This is a genomic window from Streptomyces sp. NWU339 (assembly GCF_003143855.1).
Lineage (GTDB): Bacteria > Actinomycetota > Actinomycetes > Streptomycetales > Streptomycetaceae > Streptomyces.
On sequence record NZ_QFRK01000083.1, the window covers coordinates 1 to 22,768 of the forward strand.

General features: G+C 69.9%; 27 protein-coding genes and 3 pseudogenes. 19 read left to right on the forward strand and 11 right to left on the reverse strand.

All coding sequences use genetic code 11. The annotated features are described in order from the left end of the window. Positions 1 to 218: pseudogene (locus DIZ27_RS41340) on the forward strand (IS5/IS1182 family transposase); the annotation flags it as partial. 128 nt (positions 219 to 346) lie between these two features. On the opposite strand, the gene DIZ27_RS41345 reads toward DIZ27_RS41340, so the two are convergent. Continuing rightward, positions 347 to 895, reverse strand: coding sequence for an ATP-binding protein (locus tag DIZ27_RS41345; RefSeq protein WP_375232070.1), 549 nt, complete (start codon positions 893 to 895; stop codon positions 347 to 349). Between the two features lie 213 nt (positions 896 to 1,108). Here DIZ27_RS41345 and DIZ27_RS41350 point away from each other — a divergent pair, with 213 nt between their 5' ends. Genes DIZ27_RS41350 through DIZ27_RS49085 form a run of 3 tightly spaced genes read left to right on the forward strand, consistent with a single transcriptional unit; the run spans position 1,109 to position 2,167 of the window. Further along, complete coding sequence (locus tag DIZ27_RS41350) at positions 1,109 to 1,648, forward strand: winged helix-turn-helix domain-containing protein (protein ID WP_181383960.1); 540 nt, start codon at positions 1,109 to 1,111, stop codon at positions 1,646 to 1,648. Continuing rightward, positions 1,645 to 1,956, forward strand: coding sequence for a hypothetical protein (locus DIZ27_RS49080; protein ID WP_375232071.1), 312 nt, complete (start codon positions 1,645 to 1,647; stop codon positions 1,954 to 1,956). The genes DIZ27_RS41350 and DIZ27_RS49080 overlap by 4 nt, the downstream gene beginning before the upstream one ends. 52 nt (positions 1,957 to 2,008) lie before the next feature. Next, a complete protein-coding gene (locus DIZ27_RS49085) occupies positions 2,009 to 2,167 on the forward strand; it encodes a hypothetical protein (protein ID WP_375232072.1) in 159 nt (52 codons plus the stop codon). 48 nt (positions 2,168 to 2,215) lie between these two features. Here DIZ27_RS49085 and DIZ27_RS41360 read toward each other — a convergent pair whose 3' ends face one another. From DIZ27_RS41360 to DIZ27_RS41375, 4 genes and pseudogenes are all read right to left on the reverse strand, one after another. Next, complete coding sequence (locus DIZ27_RS41360; protein WP_109383472.1) at positions 2,216 to 2,557, reverse strand: VOC family protein; 342 nt, start codon at positions 2,555 to 2,557, stop codon at positions 2,216 to 2,218. A gap of 210 nt (positions 2,558 to 2,767) precedes the next feature. Beyond that, complete coding sequence (locus DIZ27_RS46650; protein WP_219933724.1) at positions 2,768 to 3,253, reverse strand: DUF6069 family protein; 486 nt, start codon at positions 3,251 to 3,253, stop codon at positions 2,768 to 2,770. After that, positions 3,250 to 3,859: pseudogene (locus DIZ27_RS41370) on the reverse strand (TetR/AcrR family transcriptional regulator). The gene DIZ27_RS46650 and the pseudogene DIZ27_RS41370 overlap by 4 nt, the downstream one beginning before the upstream one ends. Positions 3,860 to 4,018: 159 nt before the next feature. Next, a complete protein-coding gene (locus tag DIZ27_RS41375; RefSeq protein WP_109383473.1) occupies positions 4,019 to 5,200 on the reverse strand; it encodes a thiolase family protein in 1,182 nt (393 codons plus the stop codon). Between the two features lie 436 nt (positions 5,201 to 5,636). Here DIZ27_RS41375 and DIZ27_RS41380 point away from each other — a divergent pair, with 436 nt between their 5' ends. The 4 genes from DIZ27_RS41380 to DIZ27_RS41395 all read left to right on the forward strand — a co-directional run bounded on the left by DIZ27_RS41380 (position 5,637) and on the right by DIZ27_RS41395 (position 8,563). Then, positions 5,637 to 6,101, forward strand: a complete 465-nt coding sequence (locus DIZ27_RS41380; protein ID WP_109383474.1) for a helix-turn-helix domain-containing protein — start codon at positions 5,637 to 5,639, stop codon at positions 6,099 to 6,101. 129 nt (positions 6,102 to 6,230) lie between these two features. Then, a complete protein-coding gene (locus tag DIZ27_RS41385) occupies positions 6,231 to 7,064 on the forward strand; it encodes an acyl-CoA thioesterase II (RefSeq protein ID WP_146229096.1) in 834 nt (277 codons plus the stop codon). A gap of 275 nt (positions 7,065 to 7,339) precedes the next feature. Next, positions 7,340 to 8,065 carry an SDR family oxidoreductase gene (locus DIZ27_RS41390; protein WP_109383476.1) on the forward strand — a complete coding sequence of 242 codons (726 nt, stop codon included), beginning with the start codon at positions 7,340 to 7,342 and terminating at the stop codon, positions 8,063 to 8,065. Positions 8,066 to 8,305: 240 nt separating this feature from the next. Next, the gene (locus tag DIZ27_RS41395) at positions 8,306 to 8,563 is read left to right on the forward strand and encodes an ATP-binding protein (RefSeq protein WP_258308834.1); all 258 of its coding nucleotides are present in this window, start codon (positions 8,306 to 8,308) and stop codon (positions 8,561 to 8,563) included. A 10-nt stretch (positions 8,564 to 8,573) separates the two neighbouring features. On the opposite strand, the gene DIZ27_RS41400 is transcribed toward DIZ27_RS41395, so the two are convergent. The 4 genes from DIZ27_RS41400 to DIZ27_RS41415 form a co-directional block, all read right to left on the reverse strand. Then, positions 8,574 to 9,470 carry a hypothetical protein gene (locus tag DIZ27_RS41400; protein WP_309074987.1) on the reverse strand — a complete coding sequence of 299 codons (897 nt, stop codon included), beginning with the start codon at positions 9,468 to 9,470 and terminating at the stop codon, positions 8,574 to 8,576. Between the two features lie 246 nt (positions 9,471 to 9,716). After that, the gene (locus DIZ27_RS41405) at positions 9,717 to 10,436 is read right to left on the reverse strand and encodes an IS6 family transposase (protein ID WP_109383478.1); all 720 of its coding nucleotides are present in this window, start codon (positions 10,434 to 10,436) and stop codon (positions 9,717 to 9,719) included. 124 nt (positions 10,437 to 10,560) lie between these two features. Next, positions 10,561 to 11,355 (reverse strand): SDR family NAD(P)-dependent oxidoreductase, encoded by a 795-nt coding sequence (locus DIZ27_RS41410; RefSeq protein ID WP_109383479.1) that lies wholly within the window; start codon positions 11,353 to 11,355, stop codon positions 10,561 to 10,563. A gap of 250 nt (positions 11,356 to 11,605) precedes the next feature. After that, positions 11,606 to 11,893, reverse strand: a complete 288-nt coding sequence (locus DIZ27_RS41415; protein ID WP_109383480.1) for a hypothetical protein — start codon at positions 11,891 to 11,893, stop codon at positions 11,606 to 11,608. 418 nt (positions 11,894 to 12,311) lie between these two features. Here DIZ27_RS41415 and DIZ27_RS41420 point away from each other — a divergent pair, with 418 nt between their 5' ends. The 5 genes and pseudogenes from DIZ27_RS41420 (at position 12,312) to DIZ27_RS41435 (ending at position 16,139) form a co-directional block, all read left to right on the forward strand. Further along, positions 12,312 to 12,842, forward strand: a complete 531-nt coding sequence (locus DIZ27_RS41420) for a carbonic anhydrase (protein ID WP_109383481.1) — start codon at positions 12,312 to 12,314, stop codon at positions 12,840 to 12,842. 111 nt (positions 12,843 to 12,953) lie between these two features. Next, positions 12,954 to 14,024 (forward strand): MBL fold metallo-hydrolase, encoded by a 1,071-nt coding sequence (locus DIZ27_RS41425; RefSeq protein ID WP_109383482.1) that lies wholly within the window; start codon positions 12,954 to 12,956, stop codon positions 14,022 to 14,024. A 427-nt stretch (positions 14,025 to 14,451) separates the two neighbouring features. Then, a pseudogene (locus DIZ27_RS48085) lies at positions 14,452 to 14,880 on the forward strand (aldo/keto reductase); the annotation flags it as partial. A gap of 77 nt (positions 14,881 to 14,957) precedes the next feature. After that, the gene (locus tag DIZ27_RS48090) at positions 14,958 to 15,152 is read left to right on the forward strand and encodes a hypothetical protein (protein ID WP_258308835.1); all 195 of its coding nucleotides are present in this window, start codon (positions 14,958 to 14,960) and stop codon (positions 15,150 to 15,152) included. A gap of 135 nt (positions 15,153 to 15,287) precedes the next feature. Further along, on the forward strand, positions 15,288 to 16,139 hold the full coding sequence (locus DIZ27_RS41435) for an aldo/keto reductase (protein ID WP_109383483.1): 852 nt from the start codon (positions 15,288 to 15,290) through the stop codon (positions 16,137 to 16,139). 140 nt (positions 16,140 to 16,279) lie between these two features. Here the strand turns inward: DIZ27_RS41435 and DIZ27_RS41440 are convergent, their stop codons facing one another. Further along, on the reverse strand, positions 16,280 to 17,167 hold the full coding sequence (locus tag DIZ27_RS41440) for a helix-turn-helix transcriptional regulator (protein WP_109383484.1): 888 nt from the start codon (positions 17,165 to 17,167) through the stop codon (positions 16,280 to 16,282). Between the two features lie 153 nt (positions 17,168 to 17,320). Here DIZ27_RS41440 and DIZ27_RS41445 point away from each other — a divergent pair, with 153 nt between their 5' ends. The 5 genes from DIZ27_RS41445 (at position 17,321) to DIZ27_RS46325 (ending at position 20,958) form a co-directional block, all read left to right on the forward strand. Further along, positions 17,321 to 18,712, forward strand: a complete 1,392-nt coding sequence (locus DIZ27_RS41445; RefSeq protein WP_109383485.1) for an MFS transporter — start codon at positions 17,321 to 17,323, stop codon at positions 18,710 to 18,712. A gap of 86 nt (positions 18,713 to 18,798) precedes the next feature. Continuing rightward, positions 18,799 to 19,122 carry a carboxymuconolactone decarboxylase family protein gene (locus DIZ27_RS41450; protein WP_109383486.1) on the forward strand — a complete coding sequence of 108 codons (324 nt, stop codon included), beginning with the start codon at positions 18,799 to 18,801 and terminating at the stop codon, positions 19,120 to 19,122. A 31-nt stretch (positions 19,123 to 19,153) separates the two neighbouring features. Beyond that, on the forward strand, positions 19,154 to 19,555 hold the full coding sequence (locus DIZ27_RS41455) for a cupin domain-containing protein (protein WP_109383487.1): 402 nt from the start codon (positions 19,154 to 19,156) through the stop codon (positions 19,553 to 19,555). Between the two features lie 58 nt (positions 19,556 to 19,613). Further along, positions 19,614 to 20,630: a zinc-dependent alcohol dehydrogenase family protein gene (locus DIZ27_RS41460; protein ID WP_109383488.1), complete on the forward strand. Its 1,017-nt coding sequence runs from the start codon at positions 19,614 to 19,616 to the stop codon at positions 20,628 to 20,630. A gap of 154 nt (positions 20,631 to 20,784) precedes the next feature. Further along, a complete protein-coding gene (locus tag DIZ27_RS46325; RefSeq protein ID WP_181383961.1) occupies positions 20,785 to 20,958 on the forward strand; it encodes a hypothetical protein in 174 nt (57 codons plus the stop codon). On the opposite strand, the gene DIZ27_RS48095 is transcribed toward DIZ27_RS46325, so the two are convergent. After that, entirely contained in the window at positions 20,959 to 21,147 is a 189-nt protein-coding gene (locus tag DIZ27_RS48095) for a hypothetical protein (RefSeq protein WP_258308836.1), read from the reverse strand. Between the two features lie 385 nt (positions 21,148 to 21,532). Here DIZ27_RS48095 and DIZ27_RS41470 point away from each other — a divergent pair, with 385 nt between their 5' ends. Next, on the forward strand, positions 21,533 to 22,462 hold the full coding sequence (locus DIZ27_RS41470; protein WP_109383489.1) for an NAD(P)H-binding protein: 930 nt from the start codon (positions 21,533 to 21,535) through the stop codon (positions 22,460 to 22,462). Positions 22,463 to 22,768: the final 306 nt, after the last annotated feature.

The following is a 22,768-nucleotide window of genomic DNA, read 5'->3' on the forward strand; positions in this document are numbered from 1 at the left end:
CCAACCGGAAGAAGAAGGGCTCCAGGGGCGGCCGGCCCGTCCGCCACGACGCCGACCTCTACAAGGAGAGGAACACCGTCGAGCGCCTGATCAACAAGCTGAAGGCCTGGCGAGGTATCGCCACCCGGTACGACAAGACCCCGGAGAGCTACCTCGCCGGCCTCCACCTGCGCGCCTCGATGATCTGGATCAAAGACCTCACCCGAGGCGCCCATTGATCACGACTCGATACGCGCCCTAGGGCCGGTAGTCGCTTCTTTTGGCCCCGGGCGGCTCCGCGCCGATCCGCCCGGGGCTGCCCGTGGCTGAGCACCCCGGCCCTGCGCGGGATGCATGGCGTTGGGCCTCACGTCATCTGGCGGCCGACCACATTGCTAGAAGGGTCGTCGGCGAGCACCATGGCCGCGGTGATGCGCTTGCTCACCGGCTCCCGCAGGATGGCGAAGCTCTGGCTGACGGCCATCACGATCTCCAAGCCGTGCTGCCCGATGCGGCCCGGATCGGGCGCCGGGATGGACGGCAGCGTGGTACTGCTGTCCCACACGCTCACCAGGACTGCCCCGTCCTGCGCCTGCAGTGTCAAAAGGCACGGGCCCGGTGCGTATTTGCGGGCATTGGCCACCAGCTCGCTCACCACCAGCTGCACCATTGCCATGGCACGGCCTGAGACCGGCCGCCCATGTACCGCCCGTAGATCGGTGAGGAACGACCGGGCAAGATCACGCGCCCGGGCGATCTCCTCGCTGCCGTCGAACGCGGCAGACGCCGACAGCAGCCCCCGAACCAGCGGCGTGCCGCCGTCGTCTGCCCCCACAGCCGCGACGCCTGTTGGGTGCCAAAAGTCCAGTACATGCGTTGAGCTGGGCGCTTGCCAGAGCGTCATGATCTTCGTCAAGGTGTGTCGCGGTACCCATGGATGAGTCCGCTGAGGACGTCGTGGCGCTGGATCCGCTGGGCTGGGAAGGGGATGACGTCCGGGTCGTCGGCTGGTGCGCGAAGCTGCAGGGCCCGGTGTGGCCTTCCGGAGTTGTACTGATTTCGGCGTCTTGGGGTCTGGATCTGTGCCGGGACCGGTAACGCGGCCCATCCCGGCTGGTACGCCGGAGGCATGCGGTATCCGGACGGGGGCGGGCTGACCGCCGAGCAGCGCAGGCGCCGGGAAGAGGTGCGGATGCGGGCCGTTGACCTCTTCGAGGAGGACGTGGAAGTCCCGTGCATCGCCCGAGAGTTACGGGCGAGTGAGAAGTCGGTCTACCAGTGGCGCCGTGTCTGGAGGACGGGCGGACGCGAGGCGCTGCGTTCCAAGGGCTCCTCCGGCTACGACTGCCGCCTCGGCCTCCGCCTGCAGGCCAGGCTCGAGACGTGGCTGGAGGAGGGGCCGGCCGCACACGGCTGGACGGACGACCAGATGTGGACCGCCGCGAGGGTGCGCACGCTGATCGGGAGGAAGTTCCACCTCTCCTACAGCGTCTCCGGGGTGACCCGGCTGCTGCACCGTATGGGCTACAGCGTGCAGGTGCCGGACAGACCCGCCGCCGAGCGAGACGAGGAGGCCGTCGCCACATGGCGGGAGGTGACCTGGCAGGAGGTAAAACCCTCCGGGCGGCGACCGGGGCGTTCAGCTGCTTCGAGGACGAAGCGGGCGTGACCGGCCAGCCGCCCAAGGGCCGGCGCGGCATCACCCCCAGGGTCAAGGTGTCCGGCCGCGGCCGGGGACGGCTCTCGGTGGCCGGGCTGCTGTGCTACCGGCCCGGCCGGCCCGCCCGCCTGTGCTACCGGCTGCGCCGGCACACCGGCCGCAAGGGCGAGCGCCGCTCGCTCGGCGAGACCGACTACATCCGCCTGCTCGATGGCGCTTACCAGCTGCTCAAGGCCCCGCTGATCGTGGTGTGGGACCGGCTGAGCCCCACATCTCCAGGGCGATGCAGGCGCTCGTGGCCGAGCGGGACTGGCTGACGGTCATCCTGCTGCCCGGGTACGCGCCCGAACTCAACCCGGTCGAGGGCCTGTGGGCGCACATCAAGCGGAGCCTGGCCAACTGGCCGCCCGCACCCTCAGCGAGCTGGAGACCCTGCTCCGCAGGCGGCTCAAGGCGCTGCAGTACCGGCACCACATCCTCGGCGGATTCCTCGCGGGGACCGGCCTCGCTCTCGACAGACCGAACTGACCCTAATACGCCGAAGTCAGTAAGCCATCCTGAGAAAGCTGGTTGGGGTCAGAGCGGAGCGCCGCCGAACCCGATCTCGTTCCCGTCCGGATCCTGGTACGTGACCTTGCGCACGCCATTTGAGTAGGTCTCGCGACTCCTGGGCCCCAGTCCCCGATCAGCGATCCCGGCGACGCGGGTGTCGAGGTCGTCGACGAAGACGGTGTGCATGGCATGGCCGGCATGCCCGGGCCGATGCTCGATGTACACATACCGGTGTTCCGCCAGCTCCCACACGGCCTCCGTGTCGTTCGGGATAAACGTCGGCGGGGAGCCGAGCAGCCGCTCGTACCAGGCCAGCGCCGCTGCGTAGTCGGCTACGGGGATGCCTGCGAAGAGGACAACGGCCATGACGCCATGCTAGGTCCAGCGGCGTCCTGCATCTCAGCCCAGCTCACACGCCACCAGCAACGAGTCACGGCTCCGACATCGCCGACATCGGCCTGACCACCCCGGCGGTGGCCATCGCAGCGATCCGGCGCGAGGGTCCGCTCCTGCTGGGCCTTGGCCCGAGCCACCAGGTAGCGCTCTTCATCTCGCTCGTGATGGGCCCTCTGACGGTCATCCCCGGCCGCGCGACGCTCTGGCGGAGCTGCCTCCATCTGGTGCTGTTCGCGGCGTACCTGGTGCCGGCGGTCGCCCCCTGGCGGCACCGACTCCCACCCCGGGGGACTGGCCGCCCAGCCCCGGGACCAGCACCGCCGCCACCGCCAGGTGCATCAGAGCGAGAAAGACCCGGGTGCCGCCGTCCATGCCGTCGCCGATGAACGGCAGGAAAGACACGGCCAGTACGGCGCCGGCCACCCCGGTCCAGACGGCGCGGGCGCGCCGCGCCCCGAACCGCTCCAGGGCGGCCGGCAGCCCCCAGCCGGCAAGCGACGCGAGCAGTGCGACGACCGCCACGGGCACGGCGCCGATGCCGAGTGTCTGCTCGCCGTCGGCGACCTGCAGCCGGTGCCCCAGCAGGGGGTCCGCGACCAGCCACACCAGGACGGGGGCCAGGACGGCCAGCGCCGTAACCCCCAGGCGCCTTCTCCGCGCGCTCACTCGGCGCCCCCCGATAGCGCCCCGTGCAGGAAGACCTCCACCAGTTCCTGCGGGGTCAGGTCGGGCTCGTCCTCCGTACGCGGCTGGGTGAAGAGCAGCCCGAAGAAGAGGGCAGCGATCTGCTCCGGCGGCCGGCGCAGGGCGGCCTTGTCGGGCTCCAGCAGCTCCGCGAGGGCCGCGGATACGGGTCGTCGACTCCTCGCGGCCCGCGCCGCGCACCGTGCCGGGATGCTTGCCGCCGCGATGCCCCAGCGAGCCGGCGATCGCGCCCATCCGGGACAGGTGCGCCTGCAGCGCCTCGGCCGCCTCCGCGAGCCGGTCGGGCAGCGGCTGGGACACGTCGATCGCGTCCAGCTCGCGGACCGCGTGCTCGGGGGAGAGCGCCTCGGCCATGTAGGCCTGCAGCAGCTCGTCCTTGTCGGCGAAGACCCGGAAGATCGTACCCTCGCCGATGCCCGCGGCGCGGGCGATCTTCGCGGTCGTCACCGCGGCGCCGTACCCGGCGATCAGCGGGATCGCGGTCTGGATGATCATCGCGCGGCGCCGCTCCGGCGACATGCCGGGGGCGCGGCGGCGGGTGGCCGGGTTCTCCCTGGGTGCTGTCATGACCGCGAGAGGACGGAGCGAGGACTCACTCCGTCAATGAGTGAGCCCTCACTCCGCCCACTTCTCCCGCACTCGACCGCTTACCGATGGAGCCCGCCAAGATCCACAACTACGGCTGGAGTATTAGAAGATCTCCACAGTCCGAGGGGATTGACAGGTTCACAGCGCCTCCAGCACGGTCGCGTTGGCCATGCCCCCCGCCTCGCACATGGTTTGCAGCGCGTAGCGTGCGCCCCGCTGACGCATGGCGTTGACCAGTGTGGCCATCAACCGAGTGCCGCTGGCACCGAGCGGGTGTCCGAGGGCGATGGCTCCGCCGTTGACGTTGACCCTGGCCGGGTCGGCACCGGTCTCCTGCAACCACGCCAGCACTACGCTGGCGAACGCTTCGTTGACCTCGAACAGGTCGATGTCCTCGAGTCGCAATCCGGACCTGCGCAAGACTTTTTCGGTGGCGGGGATGACGCCGGTCAGCATCAGCAGCGGATCCGATCCGCAGACCGCGAAGCTGTGCAGACGGGCTTTCGGCCGCAGCCCGAGCTTGTTGGCGATCTCGCTCGATGTGATCAACACCGCCGAGGCGCCATCGTTGATGGGGCTACTGTTTCCGGCGGTCACCGACCACTGGATCTGCGGGAACCGGTCGGCCATGGCGCGGTCCTCGAAGGCCGGTCGCAAATCGGCGAGTATCTCGAGGCTTGTACCGGGCCGGATGGATTCGTCAGTGGTGACATTACGGCCGTCGACAGCTACTGGCACGATCTCGTCCGTGAACAACCCTTCCGCCCTGGCCGTGGCGGCCCGCAGGTGCGAGGTGAGGGCGAACGAGTCCAGGAGTTCGCGAGGCAGTGACCACTTCGCGGCGATAAGTTCCGCGCTGATGCCCTGCGGCAGCAGGCCGTCGGGATAACGGGAGGCGATGCCGGGACCGAGCGGATCGGTTCCCGGCGACACGTTGGACCACATCGGCACGCGGCTCATCGACTCGACGCCGCACGCGATGGCCAGGTCGTAGGCACCGGCCAGCACGCCCTGGGCGGCGAAATGCACCGCCTGCTGGCTGCTGCCGCACTGCCGATCCACCGTGGTGGCGGGCACGCTTTCCGGCAGTCCTGCCGACAGCATCGCCCATCGGGTGGTGTTCTGCGCCTGCTCCCCGACCTGGTCGACACAGCCGCCGATCACGTCGTCGATCAGGGCCGGGTCGATGCCCGCCCGCTCGACCAGTGCCTTGATCACGCCACCGAGCAACTCGACGGGATGCACAGGGTGCAGTGCGCCGCCCGGCTTGCCCTTGCCGATCGGTGTCCGCACCGCCTCGACGATCACAGCATCACGCATACCGCCTCCAAAGTGGGTTGGAAATCCCTACCCACTGTTTCGCATGGTGGGTTGGAAATCAAGACCGACTTCTCGTGACGATCATGGCAGCCGCAGGCCTGCGTCCGGGCCGGTCGCCCTGGCCGGGTGCTTCCTCGACCCTTCGCCCGGGCTGCTGATCGCGTCGACCGGGCGGGCGATTATGCAGGGGTTCCCGGCCGATGCGGAAGCGCTTGACTGATGAGCGCGACTTCGCCCAGGCGTGGTGCTCGATGCCGCGGGACTGTGCCGGCAGCGGCGTCCGGAGATCAGCGGGGGAGCCCTCCGAGCTGCTTCACCTGGTCTTCACGGCCTGGCGCGGGCGGTCTCGCTCCCCGGGGGGCCTCCGAGGTGGGTTTGAAATCAGGATTTGCTTGGTCGAGAGAGTTGGGGAAGCAAACCGCCGTACCCTGGCTCCATGAAGGCCAAGAAGCATCCACGTCCGTGTTCGATCGCCGACGCACTCGCCGTCCTCGGTGAGAAGTATTCGCTGCTCGTGCTCCGTGAGGCCTTCCTTGGCGTGTGGCGCTTCGATGCCATCGCCCGCAACACCGGCGCACCGCGGGACATCCTGGCGGCTCGCCTGCGCCACCTCGTGGACGGGGGGGTGCTGGAGAAGGTGCGGTACAACGAGCGGCCGGAACGCTTTGAGTACCGTCCCACCGCAGCTGGTTGGGAACTTGAGCCGGTCCTGCACATCCTCAGGAGCTGGGGCGACCGGCATCTCGCCGACCGCCCCCCGATGGTCATGGAACATTCATGCGGGGCCGCCTTGGAGCCTGTCGTCATCTGTGGGGCCTGTGGAAAAGACGCAAGTCGGAAGAATCTCACGCCACACGTCACGGCCCACGGGTGGACGACCGCCGGCTCCATGGCCGACTGAGCCCACCGCTTCCGCGACAGGCCCGCCCCGGCGGGGCACCGGGGGCGCGGTACAGGAGCTGTATCCGCCGGCTCCGCACGCAGCCAGGAGGGTTGTCTTTTCCAACTCACTGGCTTTAGGTTGATCCCCATGCAAACGCATAGCGGTGCTATCTCCCTGCTCGCCCAGGTCCAGGCGTCCCGTGTGAGTCCAGGCCGATGGGCCGCTCGAATCCCCCGGGACTGGTGGGCGTGGGCAGGGCCACATGGCGGACTGTTGGCCGCAGTGGGTCTGAACGCCACCCTCGACGTGGTCTCCGAACAGGCCAGCGCACTGGTGCCGCGCGCCGTCTCCGTACGGTTCCACGGCCGTTGCGGTGACGGCCCCTTGGATGTCCGGGCGAAGGCCGAGCGAGTCAGCGCCTCCTCGACAATCGTGGCCACCGAAGTCCGTCAGGACGGGGAAGTCGTGGTGAGCAGCGTGACCACGCTGACCGCCCCGAGGCCGGGGTTGTCCCTGCAGAACACGCAGGGCCCGGTTGCCGCTCCGCCCGAGGACTGCGAGGTGTTCCAGCTGCCCGCTGACCTGGTTCCCTTCGGGCGGCAGGTGGAAATCCGCCCGGCTGGTGGCGCCCTCCCGTTGACGGGCTCGGACCTGGCCGAGATGCGAGCATGGCTGCGGCTGCGGACCGCGCTCCCGGTGGATCCGACGGTCGCGGTAGTACTCGCCGACGCCCTGGCTCCCGGCATCTTTCCCCGGCTGATCGCCCCGGCGGCCGTGCCAACCGTCGAGCTCACCGTGCACTTCCACGGAAACCTGCGGTCAGCGCCGGTCGACGACTGGGTGCTCGCCGTGCAGCGCAATGTGAGCTGCGACGACGGCTGGTGCGTGGACGAGACGGAGCTGTGGTCGCGTGGTGGCAAACTGCTCGCCCAGGCCCGTCAGCTCCGGCGCCTTCTGGGGGCCCCAGCCCTGGCCGCCTGACGTCCGGGGCGGCACCTCGACGGGCACGGGGGTGCTGCGACCCTGCCGAGATCTCGGTGGGAGTGACGGCTGCAGCACGGCTGCCGGCCACTCCGCGATCTCCTCCCATTCGCGCAACACGAAAAATCGTGAACCCCGTCCAGGTGCCAGAGCTTCGTCCAAACTCACCGAGTCATCCGCCTGACCGTCTCGCTGCACATGTCCGTCAGCCGTACAACGATCATCGTGAATTCTGTGAGTTTCTCCTGACTCGCAGGAAGAGAAGAGGGGTTCACATGCGCCGGGCACTCATCACGAACGTCACCCAGTACGCGGGGCCCGGAACCGTTCCGGTGCTGCTCCGCAACGGTTATCAGGTCCTTTGCCATGACCCGTCCTTCAGGGCGCGTGGGGTCCGCGAGCGGTACGCCAAGGCTCATCCCGGTGTTGTCTGCCTCGACGCGAGCGACCCCGAGGAGATTCACGCGGAGGCCGGTGCACTGAGTGGCACCGTTGACGTCGTTATCTCCAACGACGTCCATCCGATCAGTCGTACCGCGATCGAGGACATATCCCCCGACGAACTGCGAGCGACGTTCGAGGCAGTGCTCGTCGTCCCGTTTCGCCTCGCCCAGCTCTTCCTGCCCGAAATGAAGGAACGTCGCAGCGGTTCGTTCGTTTTCGTGACCTCTGCCCGCCCTCGACGCCCAGAGCCCGGCTTTGCCACACCCACGACGATCCGCGCCGGTGCAACCGCCTTCGCCATGGCGCTGGCGAAGGAGACGGCCCGTTACGGGATTCAAGTGAACGTCGTCGCTCCGAACTACCTCTACAGCGAGATGTACTACCCACGAGCCACATACGTCGACGACCCGGCCGGCAGAGAAGCCATCGCTGAAACCGTTCCCGCAGGCAGGCTCGGCGAGCCGGAGGAAATCGGCGAGTTGATCGAGTTCCTGGCCTCCGGCCGGTCCGCTTTCACCACCGGCCAGGTGATCGACTTCACCGGGGGTTGGTCGTAGGCCGACACCGCCGACGGTGGGCTCCTGCCTCACCGTGCGTCCGAACGTACCAACGGCCTCGCCTCGTTCCGCCGTCTGTTGCGCTTGGCTGACAAACGGCAGGCCCGGATCGGACACTGATGGCCTGCGTCTGATGCGAGAGGCTTCGGGCGGGTGTGCTGCCTGGCTCGGGGACGAGGCAGGCGAAGTGGCGGGGGTGCGGGAATGGCGGGGTCGGGTCATCGGGGTCTGTCCAGGGGTGTGCTGATCCGGCAGCGCGCGAAGGCGCGGTTCGTGGGCCGACGGGCGCAGTTGGCGCTGTTCACGGAGAACCTGTCGAGGGACCCGCTGTCGGAGGAGGATCCGGCGGAGTTCTTGTTCCATGTGCGGGGTGTGGGTGGGGTGGGGAAGTCCACGCTGCTGCGGCAGTGGCAGGAGGCGGCCCGGCGGGCGGATGCGGTGACGGCGGTGGTGGACGAGAACGACGTCCACGGGGTGCAGCAGGCCCTGGCACGATGAGAGGCGGGCCTCAGCTCCAGCTCGGCGAGGGCCCGTCCTGATCCCCGTACAGCACCGGTCGGCCCGTGAACGCGTCCAAAAGGACACGGTCGCCGATCGGCCGGTCCAGCTTCACCTGCACCTCCTTGACGCGCAGGCCGGAGGTGCAGGGACCGTCCTTCGTCCCGACGACGGATGCGGACAGCACCACGCTGCCGCCCGTCTCCAGCACGTCCACGGCGGGGCCGTCGTCGCAGGATCCATGGGTGGCCGCCACGGTGACGGACTGGCCGTCCCCGGCCGCCTCGACCAGCCGGCCAAGCGGCGCCAGCTCGTCGGTGGACACCTCCCGGGCCGGCCCGATCGGCGGCTTGGGGAGTTGCGACGGGCTGAGGGCGACCCGCTTGAGCGGAGTGTCGTAGCCCTCCAGGGTGAACAGCCAGGCCGGGACGGTCGCCGGGCCACGGCTGGTGGCCAGAGCCATCTCGCCCAGCTCCGCCCCGGTCACGGTGAGGTGCGGTCCGTCGGCGCTGTTGCGGGCCACGGTCTCGTACGCCGCCCGCGCCCCCATCAGCGGCAGCACGAGCGAGCCCCCGCTCTCCCACTTCACCTGCCCGTCCTTCTGCGCGGTGCTGGGGAGTTTGCCGCGCAGGACGAAGTTCCGGGCCAAGTAGGCCCGCTTGTCGGCCCCGCTGCGGAAGGCGTTCTCGGGCAGCTGGACCACCTCTCCCATCGGGTAGTAGCCCTTGCGCCACACCTCGGCGGCCTCGGAGCCGTCCCAGGCGTCGGCGACCTGGCGGGCGCGGGCCTCCGGCTCCGGCGCCGGGTCGGCGTCGCGGGGCTGCGCCCCGCGGCCGTCGGCCTTCTCGCTGCCGCAGCCGGCGACGGCACCGGCTCCGGCGGTGAACAGGGCGAGTGCGACAAGCAAGGTGACAGTACGTGTGGCGTCCGTACGCATGGGTCCCCCCGGGGACTGACGGTGACGGGTGGCGGCTGTACGGTGAGGGTGAAGGCTGTACTGCCCCTGCCCCGGTACGGGTTCCGCAGTGATGGCGACGGCGTTCCGTTGTCCGGTGACGCTTGTTGTTGCCTCGTGACGGCGCTGTCACGTTGTGGAGCGTATGAGTGCCTGACGGGGTGTCGGGTGCGGTGGGGCCGGGTTCCGGCTCCGTGCTCAGGCCGCGGCGGGCAGGCCGGCGACGCCGGTGACCTGATCCCAGACGGCGAAGCGGATGGCCATCTCGGCCCGGTAGCCGGGGGCGGTCATCCGGTGCGGGCGTGGCCGGAAGTGCGGTGAGGTGCCGCGGAATGCGGCCAGGAACCGCTGAGCTCCACCCACGCTGCAGAAGCCCTTCCTGGCGCGTTCGCGCTGTCTCGTCGGCTGGTGGCTGTTCTCGGCCCGGTGGTTCAGGCCCTGGTGCGAGCGGTGCTCGACGGAAGGCATGACCTCGCGGTGGGCCGCGCCGCAGGAGCGCAGCTGGTCGGTGACGACCACTCGCGGCACCGCACCGGTCCTCTTCAGCAGGCGGCGGAAGAAGCGCCGGGCCGCGGCGGTGTCCCTTCGACCCTGGAGAAGGAGGTCGAGCACGGTGCCGGCGGCGTCGACGGCCCGCCGCAGGTACGTCCGCTCACCGTTGTTCCTCACGAAGACCTCGTCCAAATGCCATGTGTCGCCCGGCCGCCCACGCCGGCGGCGCAGGCCGTTGGCGTAGCCCTGCCCGAACTTCGCACACCAGCGTCGGACCGTCTCGTGGGAGACGAGCACGCCGCGCCCGGGCAGCAGCTTCCCGGCCTCGCGGAAGCTGAGCGGGAAGCGGAAGTACCGCCCCACGCAGTGGGAGATGATCTCGATCGGGTACCGGTGCCCCTGGTACGACGGCGGCGCGGACGGCACGAGCGATCCCCCTATCCGGCACGATCAACTCCAAGATCATCCCAGGCCGGTCGGCTAACGTGACAACGCCTCTTCGGCTCCTGCCGCCGGTGCACGGCCCGGATGCGCGGGGAGGCGCAGGAGATTACAACGTCTTGACCTGGCCGCCGTCGATGGTGAACTCGGCTCCTGTGATGTTGCCGGCAAGTGGCGAGGCGAGGAAGAGAGCCAGATCGGCGACTTCGTGGGCTTCGGTGACCCGCCCGGTGGAGATGCCCATGCTCTGTGGCACGACTACGTCCATCGCTTCCTGCGCGGTGGTGCCGGTCTGGGCCGCCGTGGCGTCGGCGAAGCCACCCGGAGCGGTCCAGAAGGGAGTGCGGACCGGTCCTGGGGCGATCGCGTTGACCCGGACGCCTCGCGGTGCGAATTCCTCGGACAGTGACTTGGTCAGGCTGGTCAGCCCGGCCTTGGCCGCGGAGTAGTCCACGACCGCGGGGAATGGCAGGCGCGCGTTGATGGAGCTGATGTTGATGATGGAACCTCCGTCCGCGTCCAGCAGGTGAGGAAGCGCCGCGCGGCTGGTCCGGACCGCGCTGAACAGAGTCATGTTGAAGATCCGCTGCCACTCGGCGTCGTCGATGTCCAGGAAGCTCGGACGGGGCGTCGCGGCACCCAAATTGTTGACCAGGACGTCGACCCTGCCGTACTGGTCCACCGCGGGCCCTACGAATGCGTCCGGTCCATCTGCTGTGGACAGGTCGACCGTGACTGCGGTGACGCCATACTTCTCGTGGAGCCCCTCAAGCTCGGGAGTGATGCTCCGGCTGCCGGTGATCACGTGTGCGCCTTCACGCGCGAATGCACCGGCGACGGCGAGGCCGATGCCCTTGCTTGCTCCGGTGACGACGGCTACCTTGCCCTTGAGGTGGAGGTCCATGGCGGTCCTTTTCTGGGGTGGGCACCCCCTACCTCGAGGGTACGGGGTGGCCAGCGCCGCCAGCTCAGGCCGACTGGGCGTCGTATGCCGGCCTGCGCCGGGGCACGGCTTCGCCGGCCGGGTTGCTATTCGTTGCCCAGCGCGAGTGGCGGGGTGGCGGCCCGGACCAGTGGGGGCGGTGAACTCGCAAACGCCCACCCCACAATCAAGGCAGACGCTGCCGTTCGGACGCCGAGCTCAGGGCTGAGCATCAGGCGCTGCGCGGCCTCCGGGCTGCCTGCTTCGCAGCTTTCTTCTTCGGCTTCGGCGTCTCGTGCACCTCGGCCTCGCCCTTGCCACGGGTGGCACGTGCTTTCTGCACGGAGGCGTTCAGCTCGGCCATCAGGTCCAGCGCCTGGCCCGGCTCGGTCTCCGGCTCCGTCACCTCCGGCGGCGCCGGCTCGGACGGGTCGCGGATCTCGTCGGGCCGGCACATCAGGTGCGGGGCGAGGACGTCGTCACGGACACGGAGGATGCCGAGGCGTTCGCGGCCGTGCACGCCCGTTCGGCGACCGTCACCTGGGAGGAGCAGCCGAGCGTCTCTCGTAGCAGCTTGTACGGCTTGCCGATCTCCTCTTGGAAGATCTCGCGGTCTCCAGTTCGCACACCTTCCGCACCCGTATCCGGTCCATGTTTTTCAGGTGGTCCTGGTGGGACTCGACTTTGCGGCGAATCGTGATCATGAACCGTTGTCGACTCATCACGCAGGGTGCAACTCGGAGCATTCGGGCATGAATCGCACCTCGGCGCCGAAACGCCGTGTCGGATCACGCAGGGCGTTGACCCCGCATGATCACGGTTTGCCGCAAAGTCGAGTGGCAGGGGAGGCAGCGGCGGTCCAGGATTGGCGGCAACTGAAGGTCGCCGTCGGTGTCACCGGGGGTCCAGGCTCAGAGCAAGAAGGGGTTACCGTCACAGTGATCGACACGGACGAGCTAGCCAAGCGGAACGCCGGGTTCGCCGACGGTGGATCATTCGCCGACCTCAGGCTCATGCCCAGTGGCAGTCTGACGGTCATCGGATGCGTCGACCCCCGTGTCGACCCCTCCGACGTGCTCGGGCTCAAGCTCGGCGAGGCAGCGGCGATCCGCAACGTCGGAGGGCGGATCACGCCCGCGACACTCCGGACGCTGGAGATGCTCGCGAAGGTCGTCCAGGCCCGCACGGGCGGCCCTCGCCCGGGCGACGTCCACTATGCGGTCCTGCACCACACCGACTGCGGGATCACGGACCTGGCCGCGTTCCCCGAGCTGCTGGCCGATTACTTCGACGTTCCGGCCAAAGACCTGGAGGCCAAGGCGGTCACCGACCCGGTCGCCGCCGTCCGCGTCGACGTCGAAATCCTCACGCAGGAACTTCCGGTCGGAGTCTTCGTCTCAGGGCTCGTGTACGACGTGGCCACCGGGCTCATCGACGTCGTCGTCCCGCCCGCGCGAGTGGAAGCATGACACCGCGCGGCGCCTGCGGCCGGTCCGGCCGGCGCGACCGCCGTGGGCCTGCGGTTTGTGCCGGGATCTGCTTCCCTGGCCGGTCGGACAGGCGGGGAGGTGCTTTCTGGCATGTGCGACGATCACGGGCACTCGGCGGCCGAGGCGGTGTGGTCAGCGCCTCGCGTCGCGGAGGGACCGGCTGTTGACCCGGTGACGCTGCCCGAGGTCGACGAGGTCAGGATCACGACGATGGTCGACAACACCTTCGACGCCCTGCTGGCCTCTGCCGAAGGCGTCACCCGGGCGTCGATGGGCGCCGGGCGGACCGCCGCGCGGCAGTTCGCCGGCGGCGAGGCCGTCGCGGGGCTGCGTGCCGAGCACGGCTTCTCCGCCCTGGTCACCGTCCAGAGCGGGGACGCGAGCAGCACGCTGCTGTTCGATACCGGCGCGTCGCCGGACGGGCTGGCGGTGAACGCCGAGCGCCTGGGCATCGATGTCGGCGGCCTGCAGGGCGTCGTGCTCAGCCACGGACACTTCGACCACGCGGGCGGTTTCGACGGCCTGGCCCGGCTGCGCGGGCACTCCGGCCTGCCGCTGACCGTCCACCCCGCGGTCTGGACCCGCCGTCGCCTGGAACTACCCGCCGGCCAGGGGCTGGAGATGCCCACGCTGTCGCGGGGTGCCCTGGAGCGCGAAGGGTTCGAGGTGATCGAGCGGCGGCAGCCGTCGCTGCTGGCCGGTGGCCTCCTGATCACCGGCGAGGTGGACCGCGTCACCGAGTTCGAGCACGGCATGCCGCAGTCACACCAAGCCTGGGACGGGAACGGCTGGCGACACGACCCCGCCGTCATCGACGACCAGGCACTCGTCATCAACGTGCGCGGCCGGGGACTTGTCATCATCACCGGGTGCGGCCACGCCGGAGTGGTCAACATCATCCGGCACGCCATGAGGCTGACCGGTGTCAGCAGACTGCTGGCCCTCATCGGCGGCTTCCACCTGATCGGTCCCGCCTTCGAGCCGGTCATCGGCCCGACGGTGGCCGCGCTCACCGAACTCGCACCCGAGCTGCTCGTCCCCGGTCACTGCACCGGCTGGCGCGCCCAGCACACCCTCGCCGCGGCCTTCCCGGACGCATGGGTGCAGAGCAGCGTCGGAACCACCTACACACTCAGCGCCCCACAGGCGGGTGTTGCCTGATCCCGGCTCAGCGGTCCCGGCTCAACCGGTGCAGCAGGAAGTGCGGCGTCGGCGGTGGGCGAACGGGCTTCCGGGGGTACCTCGGACGGCGCCCGGGGCGGTGGAAGCGCCGGCCGGCTCTCGAGCCTGCGGAGAATCGGGATCATGGACGAGGTCGGCAGGCTCTCGTCCGGGTGAGTCCGGGCTGACGAGTGAACGGTCGGGCTGGATGTGAAGAGCCATCAGCGGTGCTGATCCATGGCCTCGATGTGAGGAACGGCCGCTGAGGGTTCCGGGGATGACGCCACCGGCGTCGTTGCTGCGGGTCCTGCAGGTCACCCGTCCGTGCTTCACCAAGCACTCGTTCGAGACGTTCTGCCACCTGGCGGCCGGGATGGTCGCGCAGGGGGACGACCCCAACCAGCGCGGCAACTCCCGGCGCTGGATCATGCGAGCCGTCGAGGACTCGCTGCGCCGCTTGCAGACCGACTACATCGACCTCTACCAGGCCCACCGCTTCGACCCGTCCGTGCCGATCGAGGACACCATCGAGGCGTTCCAGAAGGTCGTCGAACAGGGCAAGGCCCGCTACCTGGGCTTCAGCGAGTGGACCCCGGAGCAGATCCAAACGGCGATCGACATCGCCGGCCCCGAGTTGTTCGTCTCCTCCCAGCCGCAGTACTCCATGCTGTGGCAGGCCCCCGAGGCCGAGGTCTTTCCCCTGTGCGCCGCCAACGGCATCTCGCAGATCGTCTGGTCCCCCCTGGCGCAGGGCGTGCTCACAGGGAAGTACAAGCCGGGGCAGCCAGCACCGAGGGGCAGCCGGTTCGCCAGCGACACCATGGCCGTCTCCAAGGACCTCGTCTACAGCGACGCCACCCTCGAAGCGGTCCAGCGTCTCGCCCCGATCGCCGAAGGGGCCGGGATGAGCATGCCCCCCTGGCCCTGGCCTGGGTGCTGCGCCGCAGCGAGGTCGCCTCCGCGATCACCGGCACCTCCCGCCCCGAGCAGGTGCACGCGAATGCCGCCGCCTCCGGTATGGAGCTGTCCGACGACCTGCTGGCCGCCGTCGACCAGGCCCTCGGCGACGCCCCCGTCACCGAGCCCACCCTCGCCCCGGGCGCTGACGCGGGCATCAAGCACCGGTGACCTGAGCACGCCGCTATTGCGGTCTTCCCGTCGTCAACAGGCGAGCCGCAGGCCACGCGACTGCCCATCACGCCTGCGCCGGGCCGGCTGCCCACCGTCGATCGCAACCTGCCCCACGGAAAGGAAGCCTGGACGATGTCCTCGCAGACCCCCAAGGTCACCCTCAACAACGGCGTCGAAATGCCGGTCATCGGATTCGGCGTCTTCCAGATCCCGGAAGACCAGACCCAGCAGGCGGTGGAGGCCGCGCTGGAGGCCGGCTACCGCTTGCTCGACACCGCCGCGGCCTACGAGAACGAACGAGCCGTGGGCCGGGCCATCGCCGCCAGCGGCATCCCGCGCGAAGACCTCTTCATCACCACCAAGCTGTGGATCCAGGATTACGGCGAGGACAGCGCCCAGCGCGCCTTCGACCGCTCGCTCGACCGGCTCGGCCTCGACCTCTACCTCATCCACCAGCCCTTCGGCGACTACTACGGATCGTGGCGGGCCATGGAAAAGCTGAACCACGGCGGCCGCACGCGAGCCATCGGAGTCAGCAACTTCCACCCTGACCGGCTCGCCGACCTCATCACGCACAACCAGACCGCCCCCGCGGTCAATCAGATCGAGACCCACGTCTTCTTCCAGCGCACCGACGACCAGAAGCTGATGCGCGAACACGGCGTCCAGCACGAGTCCTGGGGACCCCTCGCAGAAGGCGGTCAGGGATTCTTCGAAAACCCGGTGCTCGCCGAGATCGGCCGCGCTCACGGCAAGTCCGTCGCCCAGGTCGCGCTGCGCTGGCTGATCCAGCGCGGCATCGTCGTCATCCCAAAGTCGGTGCGGCCCGAGCGGATGGCCGAAAATCTCGACGTGTTCGACTTCGAACTCACCGACGACGAGATGGCGCGCATCGCCACCCTGGGCACCGGCCAGAGCCTCATCTTCAACCACCGCGACCCGGAAGGCGTCAAGTGGCTCGGCGGAACGCGGTTCAACACCTGATCCTGCAGCGCACGCTCCTGCCCGCGCCCCTGCGGCCGCAGGCAGGAGCCCGTCGTCGATGCGTCGGCCCAGCGCACCCAGCAAGCCGCAGAGCGTTCGTGACGGCATCGACGGTCGCCCCGGCGACCGCCGGCCGCCTCTCAGCCGCCCTGGCTCTGCACCTCAGACGGCCCGCCGCCGGGGAGACTGCCGGCCAGTCGGGCAAGTACTGCGGCGTGCGGGGAGGTAGGCACCGCGGTGTAAGTGACGATGGTCAGGCCCGGGTCGGCGGGGACTTCGAGGGCGTCGTAGTCGAGGTCGAGGTCGCCGACGTCGGGATGGCGGAAGCCCTGCCGGCCGGATCGGTAGTACTCGACATCGTGTGCGTCCCAGCCCATCGCGAATTCAGCGCTGTGAGTGGCGAGTTCGTCGATGAGGTCGGCGAGATCAGTGTCGGCGGGAGTGCGGGCGGCCTCGGCGCGCAGGCTGCCGACCGCATCGTGGGCGATGCCCTCCCAGTCGCGGTAGAAGCGCCGGGCACGGGGGTCGCGGAAGACGAAGCGGGCCAGGTTGGGCGGCTGCTCGTCACTGTCGAGGGCCTCTGCGTACAGGGCGCGGGCGAGAGCGTTGGTGGCGAGGATGTCCAGGTGGGCGTTGCGGACGAAGGCGGCGGCCCCGGTCATGGCGTCGAGGATCTGCTGGAGGCTGGGCCGTACGTGGCTGGCGCCGCCGTCGCGGTCGGGCACGCGGTGGGGGCTGTTGGCGGCGCGGACGAGCGCGGCCAGGTGGGCGCGTTCGACGTCATCCAGGCGCAGGGCGCCGACGAGCGCGTCGAGGATGTCCTCGGAGACGCCGCCGACGTTGCCGCGCTCGATGCGGGTGTAGTACTCGACGCTGATGGCGGCGAGCTGGGCGACCTCCGAGCGCCGCAGCCCGGCCACCTGCCGCCGCCCCCCGAAGTCGGGCAGGCCGGCCTCCTTGGGGGTGATGCGGGCACGGCGGCTGGTGAGGAAGGCGCGGATGTCCTCACGGACGGTGTCGGCTGGCACCGCTCAAGCGTAGGCCGGGGCCGTGGGCGGGGGTCCCTGCCAGTACCCCTCCCAGCAAGGACTCCCAGCTCAGAGGCGGTGCGTGGTTCTGTGGATGGGTGACCGGACCGTCTGGCCCGGCGCGTTTCCCACCGGAAAGGATCACGCCCCGCCATGACCGTCACCGCTTCCTCGCACCGCTCACCGCAGGTCGGCACGGCTGACAGCGGCCGGCACGCCACGGCGACGCTGGCCGCCGCTGTGCTGGGGTTCTTCGTGATCACCCTGGACGCGACGATCGTGAACGTCGCCCTGCCCTCAATCCGCGACGCGCTGGGCGGCGGGATCACCGGCCTGCAGTGGGTGGTCGACGGCTACACGCTGATGTTCGCCGCCCTGCTGCTGTCCGCGGGCGCCCTGTCGGACCGGATCGGCGCGCGCAAGGCGTTCGCCGGCGGCCTGGTCCTGTTCGTGGCCGCCTCGCTGGCGTGCGGGCTGGCCCCCTCGCTGCCGGTCCTCATCGCCTCACGCGTGGTGCAGGGCATCGGCGCGGCCGTGACCATGCCGACCTCGATGACGCTGGTCCGTCACGCCTTCCCCGACCCGGCCCGCCGGGCCCGGGCGGTGGGTGTGTGGGCGATGGGCGGCGCCGTGGCCGCCGCCGCGGGCCCGGTGCTCGGCGGTGTGCTGAGCCTGACCTCCTGGCGGATGATCTTCTTCATCAACCTGCCGGTCGGCCTGCTCACCCTGGCCCTGCTCGCCCGCAGCCCCCAGTCCCCGACCCGCCCGGCGCCGTTCGACTGGATCGGGCAGATCACCGGCATCCTCGCCATGGGCGGGCTGACCTTCGGCGCGATCGAGGCCGGCGACGCCGGGTTCACCGCCCCGAAGGTGCTGGCCTCGCTCGGCATCGCGGCCGTGGCGCTGGCCGCGTTCGTACTGGCGCAGGCCAAGGTGGCGCACCCGATGGTGCCGCTGTCCCTGTTCCGCTCCACCACGGTGGTGATCGCCACCGGCATCGGCTTCGCGTTCATGGTCGGCTTCTACGGACTGCCGTTCGTCTTCAGCCTCGACTTCCAGCAGCACGGACTGTCCGCACTCGGCGCCGGGATCGCGTTCTTGCCGATGATGCTGCTGAGCGCCTGCCTGACCCCGTTCTCCGCACGGATCGCGGAGCGCACCGGCCCCCGTGTGCCGGTCATCGCCGGCCTGGTGCTGATCGCGGCCGGATCGATCGCCCTGGCCGTACTGCCGGCCTCGGCGCCGGTGTGGGCCAGCGCCCTGCTGCTGATCCCCGTCGGCCTGGGCGGTCCGCTGGTGATGCCACCGACCACCGCGGTGCTGCTGGAGCACGTACCGGCCGAGCAGACCGGCACCGCCAGCGGGGTGTTCAACACCAGCCGCCAGATCGGCGGCGCCCTGGCCGTGGCCGTCTTCGGCGCACTGATCTCCGGCACGGCCGGCTTCCAGCACGGCCTGCGCATCAGCCTCACCCTGGCCGCCGTCGTCGCTCTGGCCGCGGCTCTGGCCGCCCCCCGCATGGCCGCCGCCCGGCATAGCGCCTGACCCAAGCCACGCCGACCGCGGGACCGTCCGGCACCACCCATAGCTCACCGCCCCGCCACCGCGGAGCCCGACGAGAGGAGCCACCCATGTCCGCCACCGAGCAACCCTCGGGCGCAGCGAAGATGTTCGGCGACTTCGCCCCGCAACTGGTGCACTTCACCGACGACGTCCTGTTCGGCGAGGTGTGGGAGCGCCCCGGCCTCAACCCTCGCGACCGCTCGCTGATCACCGTGGCGAGCCTGGTCACCAACGGCAGCACCGAGCAGCTGCGCCACCACCTGGGCCGCGCCAAGGACAACGGCGTCACCGAGGAACAGCTGATCGAGGCCATCACCCACCTCGCCTTCTACACCGGCTGGCCCCGCGCCATGTCCGCCATGGCCGTCGCCAAAGACCTCTTCACCAGCTGACCCACCCCCACCTCGCTCAAGGAGCCACCTGATGGAACTGCGCACGCGTCCCGCGACCCTCAAGCTGCCCGAGAAGATGTTCACCGGCGACGCCTGGGCCGACGTCATCCACCGCGGCGAGGAGCCCTCCAAGACGCGGGCCAACGCGGTGCACTTCGCACCCGGCGCCCGCACCGCCTGGCACTCCCACGGCATCGGCCAGACCCTCTACATCGTCGAGGGCATCGCCCTCATCCAGTCCCGCGGCGGCAAGATCCTCGAAGCCCACCCGGGCCAGGTCATCTGGACCCCGCCGGGCGAGGAGCACTGGCACGGCGCCGCCCCCGACCACTTCATGACCCACATCGCCCTGTGGGAAGGCGACGACGTCACCTGGCTCGACCACGTCACCGACACCGAATACGCCAGCCCCCGCATCCACAACCTGTCCTGACCCACCGCCACACCGGCACCGAATGGCCCCCCTGCCTCGGCAGCAAGGAGCACCCGCCATGCGTGGAGCAGTCCTCTACGGTCCCAAAGACGTGCGCGTCGAAGAACGCGACACCCCCACCATCCTCAAGCCCACCGACGCCGTGATCCGTACCTTCGCCACCTGCGTGTGCGGCTCGGACCTGTGGGACTACCGTGGCATCAACCCCGCCAAGGATCCCGCCCCCATCGGCCACGAGTACGTCGGCATCGTCGGAGAGATCGGTGACGACGTCACCACCGTGCGGCCGGGCCAGTTCGTTGTCGGCTCCTTCTTCGCCAGCGACGGCACCTGCGCCAACTGCCGAAACGGCTACCCCAGCAACTGCCTCAACCGCGAGTTCGTCGGCGGCTGCCAGGCCGAGTACATCCGCATCCCATGGGCCGACGGCACCCTGGCCGCCACCCCCGAACTGCCCACCGAAGCCCAAGTGCCCGACCTGCTGGCCTGCTCCGACGTGATGGGCACCGGCTGGTGGGCTGCCGTCGCCGCCGGCGTGCAGCGCGGCGACACCGTCGCGGTCGTCGGGGACGGAGCCGTCGGGCTGTCCGCCGTCCTCGCCGCACGCGAGCTCGGCGCCGAGCGCATCATCGCCATGTCCCGCCACGAGAGCCGCCAGAAGCTCGCCGACGAGTTCGGTGCCACCGACATCGTCGCCGAACGCGGCGAGGAGGGCGTGGCCCGCATCAAGGACCTGACCGGCGGGATCGGCGCCGACCGCGTCCTGGAATGCGTCGGCACCGACCAGTCCACCCACCAGGCCCTGAACTCCACCCGCCCCGGCGGCGGCGCCGGCATCGCCGGCGTCCCCCACGGCGTCCAGATCGACGGCACCGCCCTGTTCTACTCCCACGTCGCCGTCCAGGGCGGCCCCGCCCCCGTGCGCCGCTTCCTGCCCGACCTCGTCGACCGCGTCATGACCGGCCGCATCAACCCCGGCCGAGTCTTCGACCTCGCCCTCCCCCTCGACCAGGCCGCCGAAGGCTACAAAGCCATGGACGAACGCCGCGCCATCAAAACCCTCCTCCGCCCCTGACCGTCTGGTCCGAGAAGCACACCCGCCGCGAAGCGGTCGGCAAGCCGCTTGTTCTGCGTTTGTCGGGGTGGTCACCCCACAGTGCCTGGCCCTGATAGCTTCACGGACCAAGCGGCAACACACGACAACTGTCCGCAGAAGCGGTGGTTGCCCCGTGGTGGACGACCCGCGCCCCTACGGCCTCCAATGCCTCCTCCAGCCATGCCCGGCCCGGCTCACCCTCCTCCCGGGGACGGACGCCGAGGGCGCCCAGGCGCCGCTCGACCCCGCCGCGGCCGCGCTCGCCGTCGCGGACCTTGGACATCGCGCGGTCGGAAGCAGCTGCTGATCACCCCGACCGCGACGGCCGGGTCCGCCTCAGCTGCTTCACCCACAAGGCCACGAACCGTCTGCACACATCACGCTCCATCTCCAGCCCGCGGATGCGCTTGTCCCTCTCCCTGGCCTCGGCCCGCAGCCGCTCCAGCTCAGCGCGCTCGCTCTCCCGCAGCCGACCACCGGGCGATGGATCGGCCACCGGCCGATCCGACGACGGCGACCCGTTGCGCCGAGCTCGCGACACCCAGCTGTGCAGCGTCCCCGGGATGGACACCCAGATCCTCGGCCACCTCCGGAATCGGCTTCCCGGTCTCGTCACGATCCGTACCGCCCCCTCGCGGAACTCGGCGCCGTAGACGCGCTTTCTGGATGCCATGACCCCCAATCATCCCTCCGGTCACGGCCTCCACCGCAGGAGGGGAACCTCAGGAGGTCCTTGGGCAGGTACCCCCACTGGCAGCCAGTCCGGGCCAGGGCTTCGATCACGCGGCCGATCAGCGGACCCGCCCTGTTGAGCCGTCGCAGCGCCGACGGCTCGTCGGGCTCCAGTTGCGCCCTGGCGGTGCGCACCGCAGGCTGCCCCTATGGACCGCACCGCGGCAGCCGGTGTGCTGCCCATTCTGGTGACGGGCGCGGCGGGCCGCGTCGGCGCGGTCGGACGATCCGTGGTCGAAGGCCTTCGGCAACGGGGCCTGCCCGTCCGGGCCATGGTGCGCCGCGATGACGAGCGGGCCCAGGCGCTGCGCGCGACGGGCGCCGAGGTCGTTGTCGGAGACCTGACGCGCGCGGGCAACGTCGCCGACGCGCTGGCCGACTGCGGACGTATGTACTTCGGCATGGGCGTATCGGCGCAGTATCTGGAGGCTGCCGTGACGGCGATGGCCGTCGCGCGCGCGTACGGACGCCTGGAAGCATTCGTGAACATGTCGCAGCTGACGGTCTCCGAGATGGACCTCACCAGCACCTCGGAGTCGGTTCAGCACCGCCAGCAGTGGCTGGTCGAGCAGGTCCTCGCCTGGTCGGGCCTGCCCGTTGTCCAGATCAGGCCCACCGTGTTCCTGGAGAACCCGCTGCTCCGTGTCGGCTTCTCCTCGATCGCGAGGAACGGAAGCATCAGACTGCCCTTCGGCCGGGCGAAAACCTCCCCTGTGGCGGCCGGCGACGTCGCCACGGTCGTGGAGGAGATCCTGGCCGACCCGGCCCCGCACATCGGCCGGATCTATGAGCTGACCGGCCCGCGCTCGGAGGACATCGCCGCCATGGCGGCAGAGGTCTCCGCAGCTCTGGGCCGACCGGTCGGGTACACCGACGTCCCACTGCAGGAATGGATCGACGACGATCTCAGGCCGCTGGGGCTGCCCGACCACGTCTTCCAGCACACCGCCACCATGGCTCGCCTTCATGCGGAGAATCGCTACGACCGCAAGACGGACGGGGTCGAGCAGGTCACCGGGCGGCCTCCATCGGGGGTGGCCGATTACGTCCGGAAGAACCCCAGCCTCTTCACCCCCTGAAGCCGCGTCCTCGGCGTGCGTTGTCCAACAGATGACCGACAACGGCACCCGTCTCATTCACGACTCTGCCGCCGGCGCCCTGTCCGTCCATCAAGACGGACACTCCGTGGCCACTGCCCGTGGCGTCGCCCCGAGGTCCTCGCCCTACTGCGGCACACCGCGGCTCAGGATGGGTGGAAGCCACTGCTTGGTCGCCGTGCCACCACCTCACCGAGGCGGATTGCGATGATTCAGATGCGTCAGTTCACCGCGTGGTTGCGCCGCCGGGATCCGGGCCTCGCCGCCATGCGGCGGGCGGCCAGGACC

Bases quoted from the DNA above. Each gene is read 5' to 3' on its own strand.
- DIZ27_RS41390 (WP_109383476.1), top strand. From the start codon at position 7,340: ATGCGCCGGGCACTCATCACGAACGTCACCCAGTACGCGGGGCCCGGA.
- DIZ27_RS41350 (WP_181383960.1), top strand. From the start codon at position 1,109: ATGCGGTATCCGGACGGGGGCGGGCTGACCGCCGAGCAGCGCAGGCGC.
- DIZ27_RS41435 (WP_109383483.1), top strand. From the start codon at position 15,288: ATGTCCTCGCAGACCCCCAAGGTCACCCTCAACAACGGCGTCGAAATG.
- DIZ27_RS41360 (WP_109383472.1), bottom strand. From the start codon at position 2,557: ATGGCCGTTGTCCTCTTCGCAGGCATCCCCGTAGCCGACTACGCAGCG.
- DIZ27_RS41445 (WP_109383485.1), top strand. From the start codon at position 17,321: ATGACCGTCACCGCTTCCTCGCACCGCTCACCGCAGGTCGGCACGGCT.
- DIZ27_RS41410 (WP_109383479.1), bottom strand. From the start codon at position 11,355: ATGGACCTCCACCTCAAGGGCAAGGTAGCCGTCGTCACCGGAGCAAGC.
- DIZ27_RS41375 (WP_109383473.1), bottom strand. From the start codon at position 5,200: ATGCGTGATGCTGTGATCGTCGAGGCGGTGCGGACACCGATCGGCAAG.
- DIZ27_RS41460 (WP_109383488.1), top strand. From the start codon at position 19,614: ATGCGTGGAGCAGTCCTCTACGGTCCCAAAGACGTGCGCGTCGAAGAA.
- DIZ27_RS41450 (WP_109383486.1), top strand. From the start codon at position 18,799: ATGTCCGCCACCGAGCAACCCTCGGGCGCAGCGAAGATGTTCGGCGAC.
- DIZ27_RS41380 (WP_109383474.1), top strand. From the start codon at position 5,637: ATGAAGGCCAAGAAGCATCCACGTCCGTGTTCGATCGCCGACGCACTC.
- DIZ27_RS41425 (WP_109383482.1), top strand. From the start codon at position 12,954: ATGTGCGACGATCACGGGCACTCGGCGGCCGAGGCGGTGTGGTCAGCG.
- DIZ27_RS41470 (WP_109383489.1), top strand. From the start codon at position 21,533: ATGGACCGCACCGCGGCAGCCGGTGTGCTGCCCATTCTGGTGACGGGC.
- DIZ27_RS41385 (WP_146229096.1), top strand. From the start codon at position 6,231: ATGCAAACGCATAGCGGTGCTATCTCCCTGCTCGCCCAGGTCCAGGCG.
- DIZ27_RS41455 (WP_109383487.1), top strand. From the start codon at position 19,154: ATGGAACTGCGCACGCGTCCCGCGACCCTCAAGCTGCCCGAGAAGATG.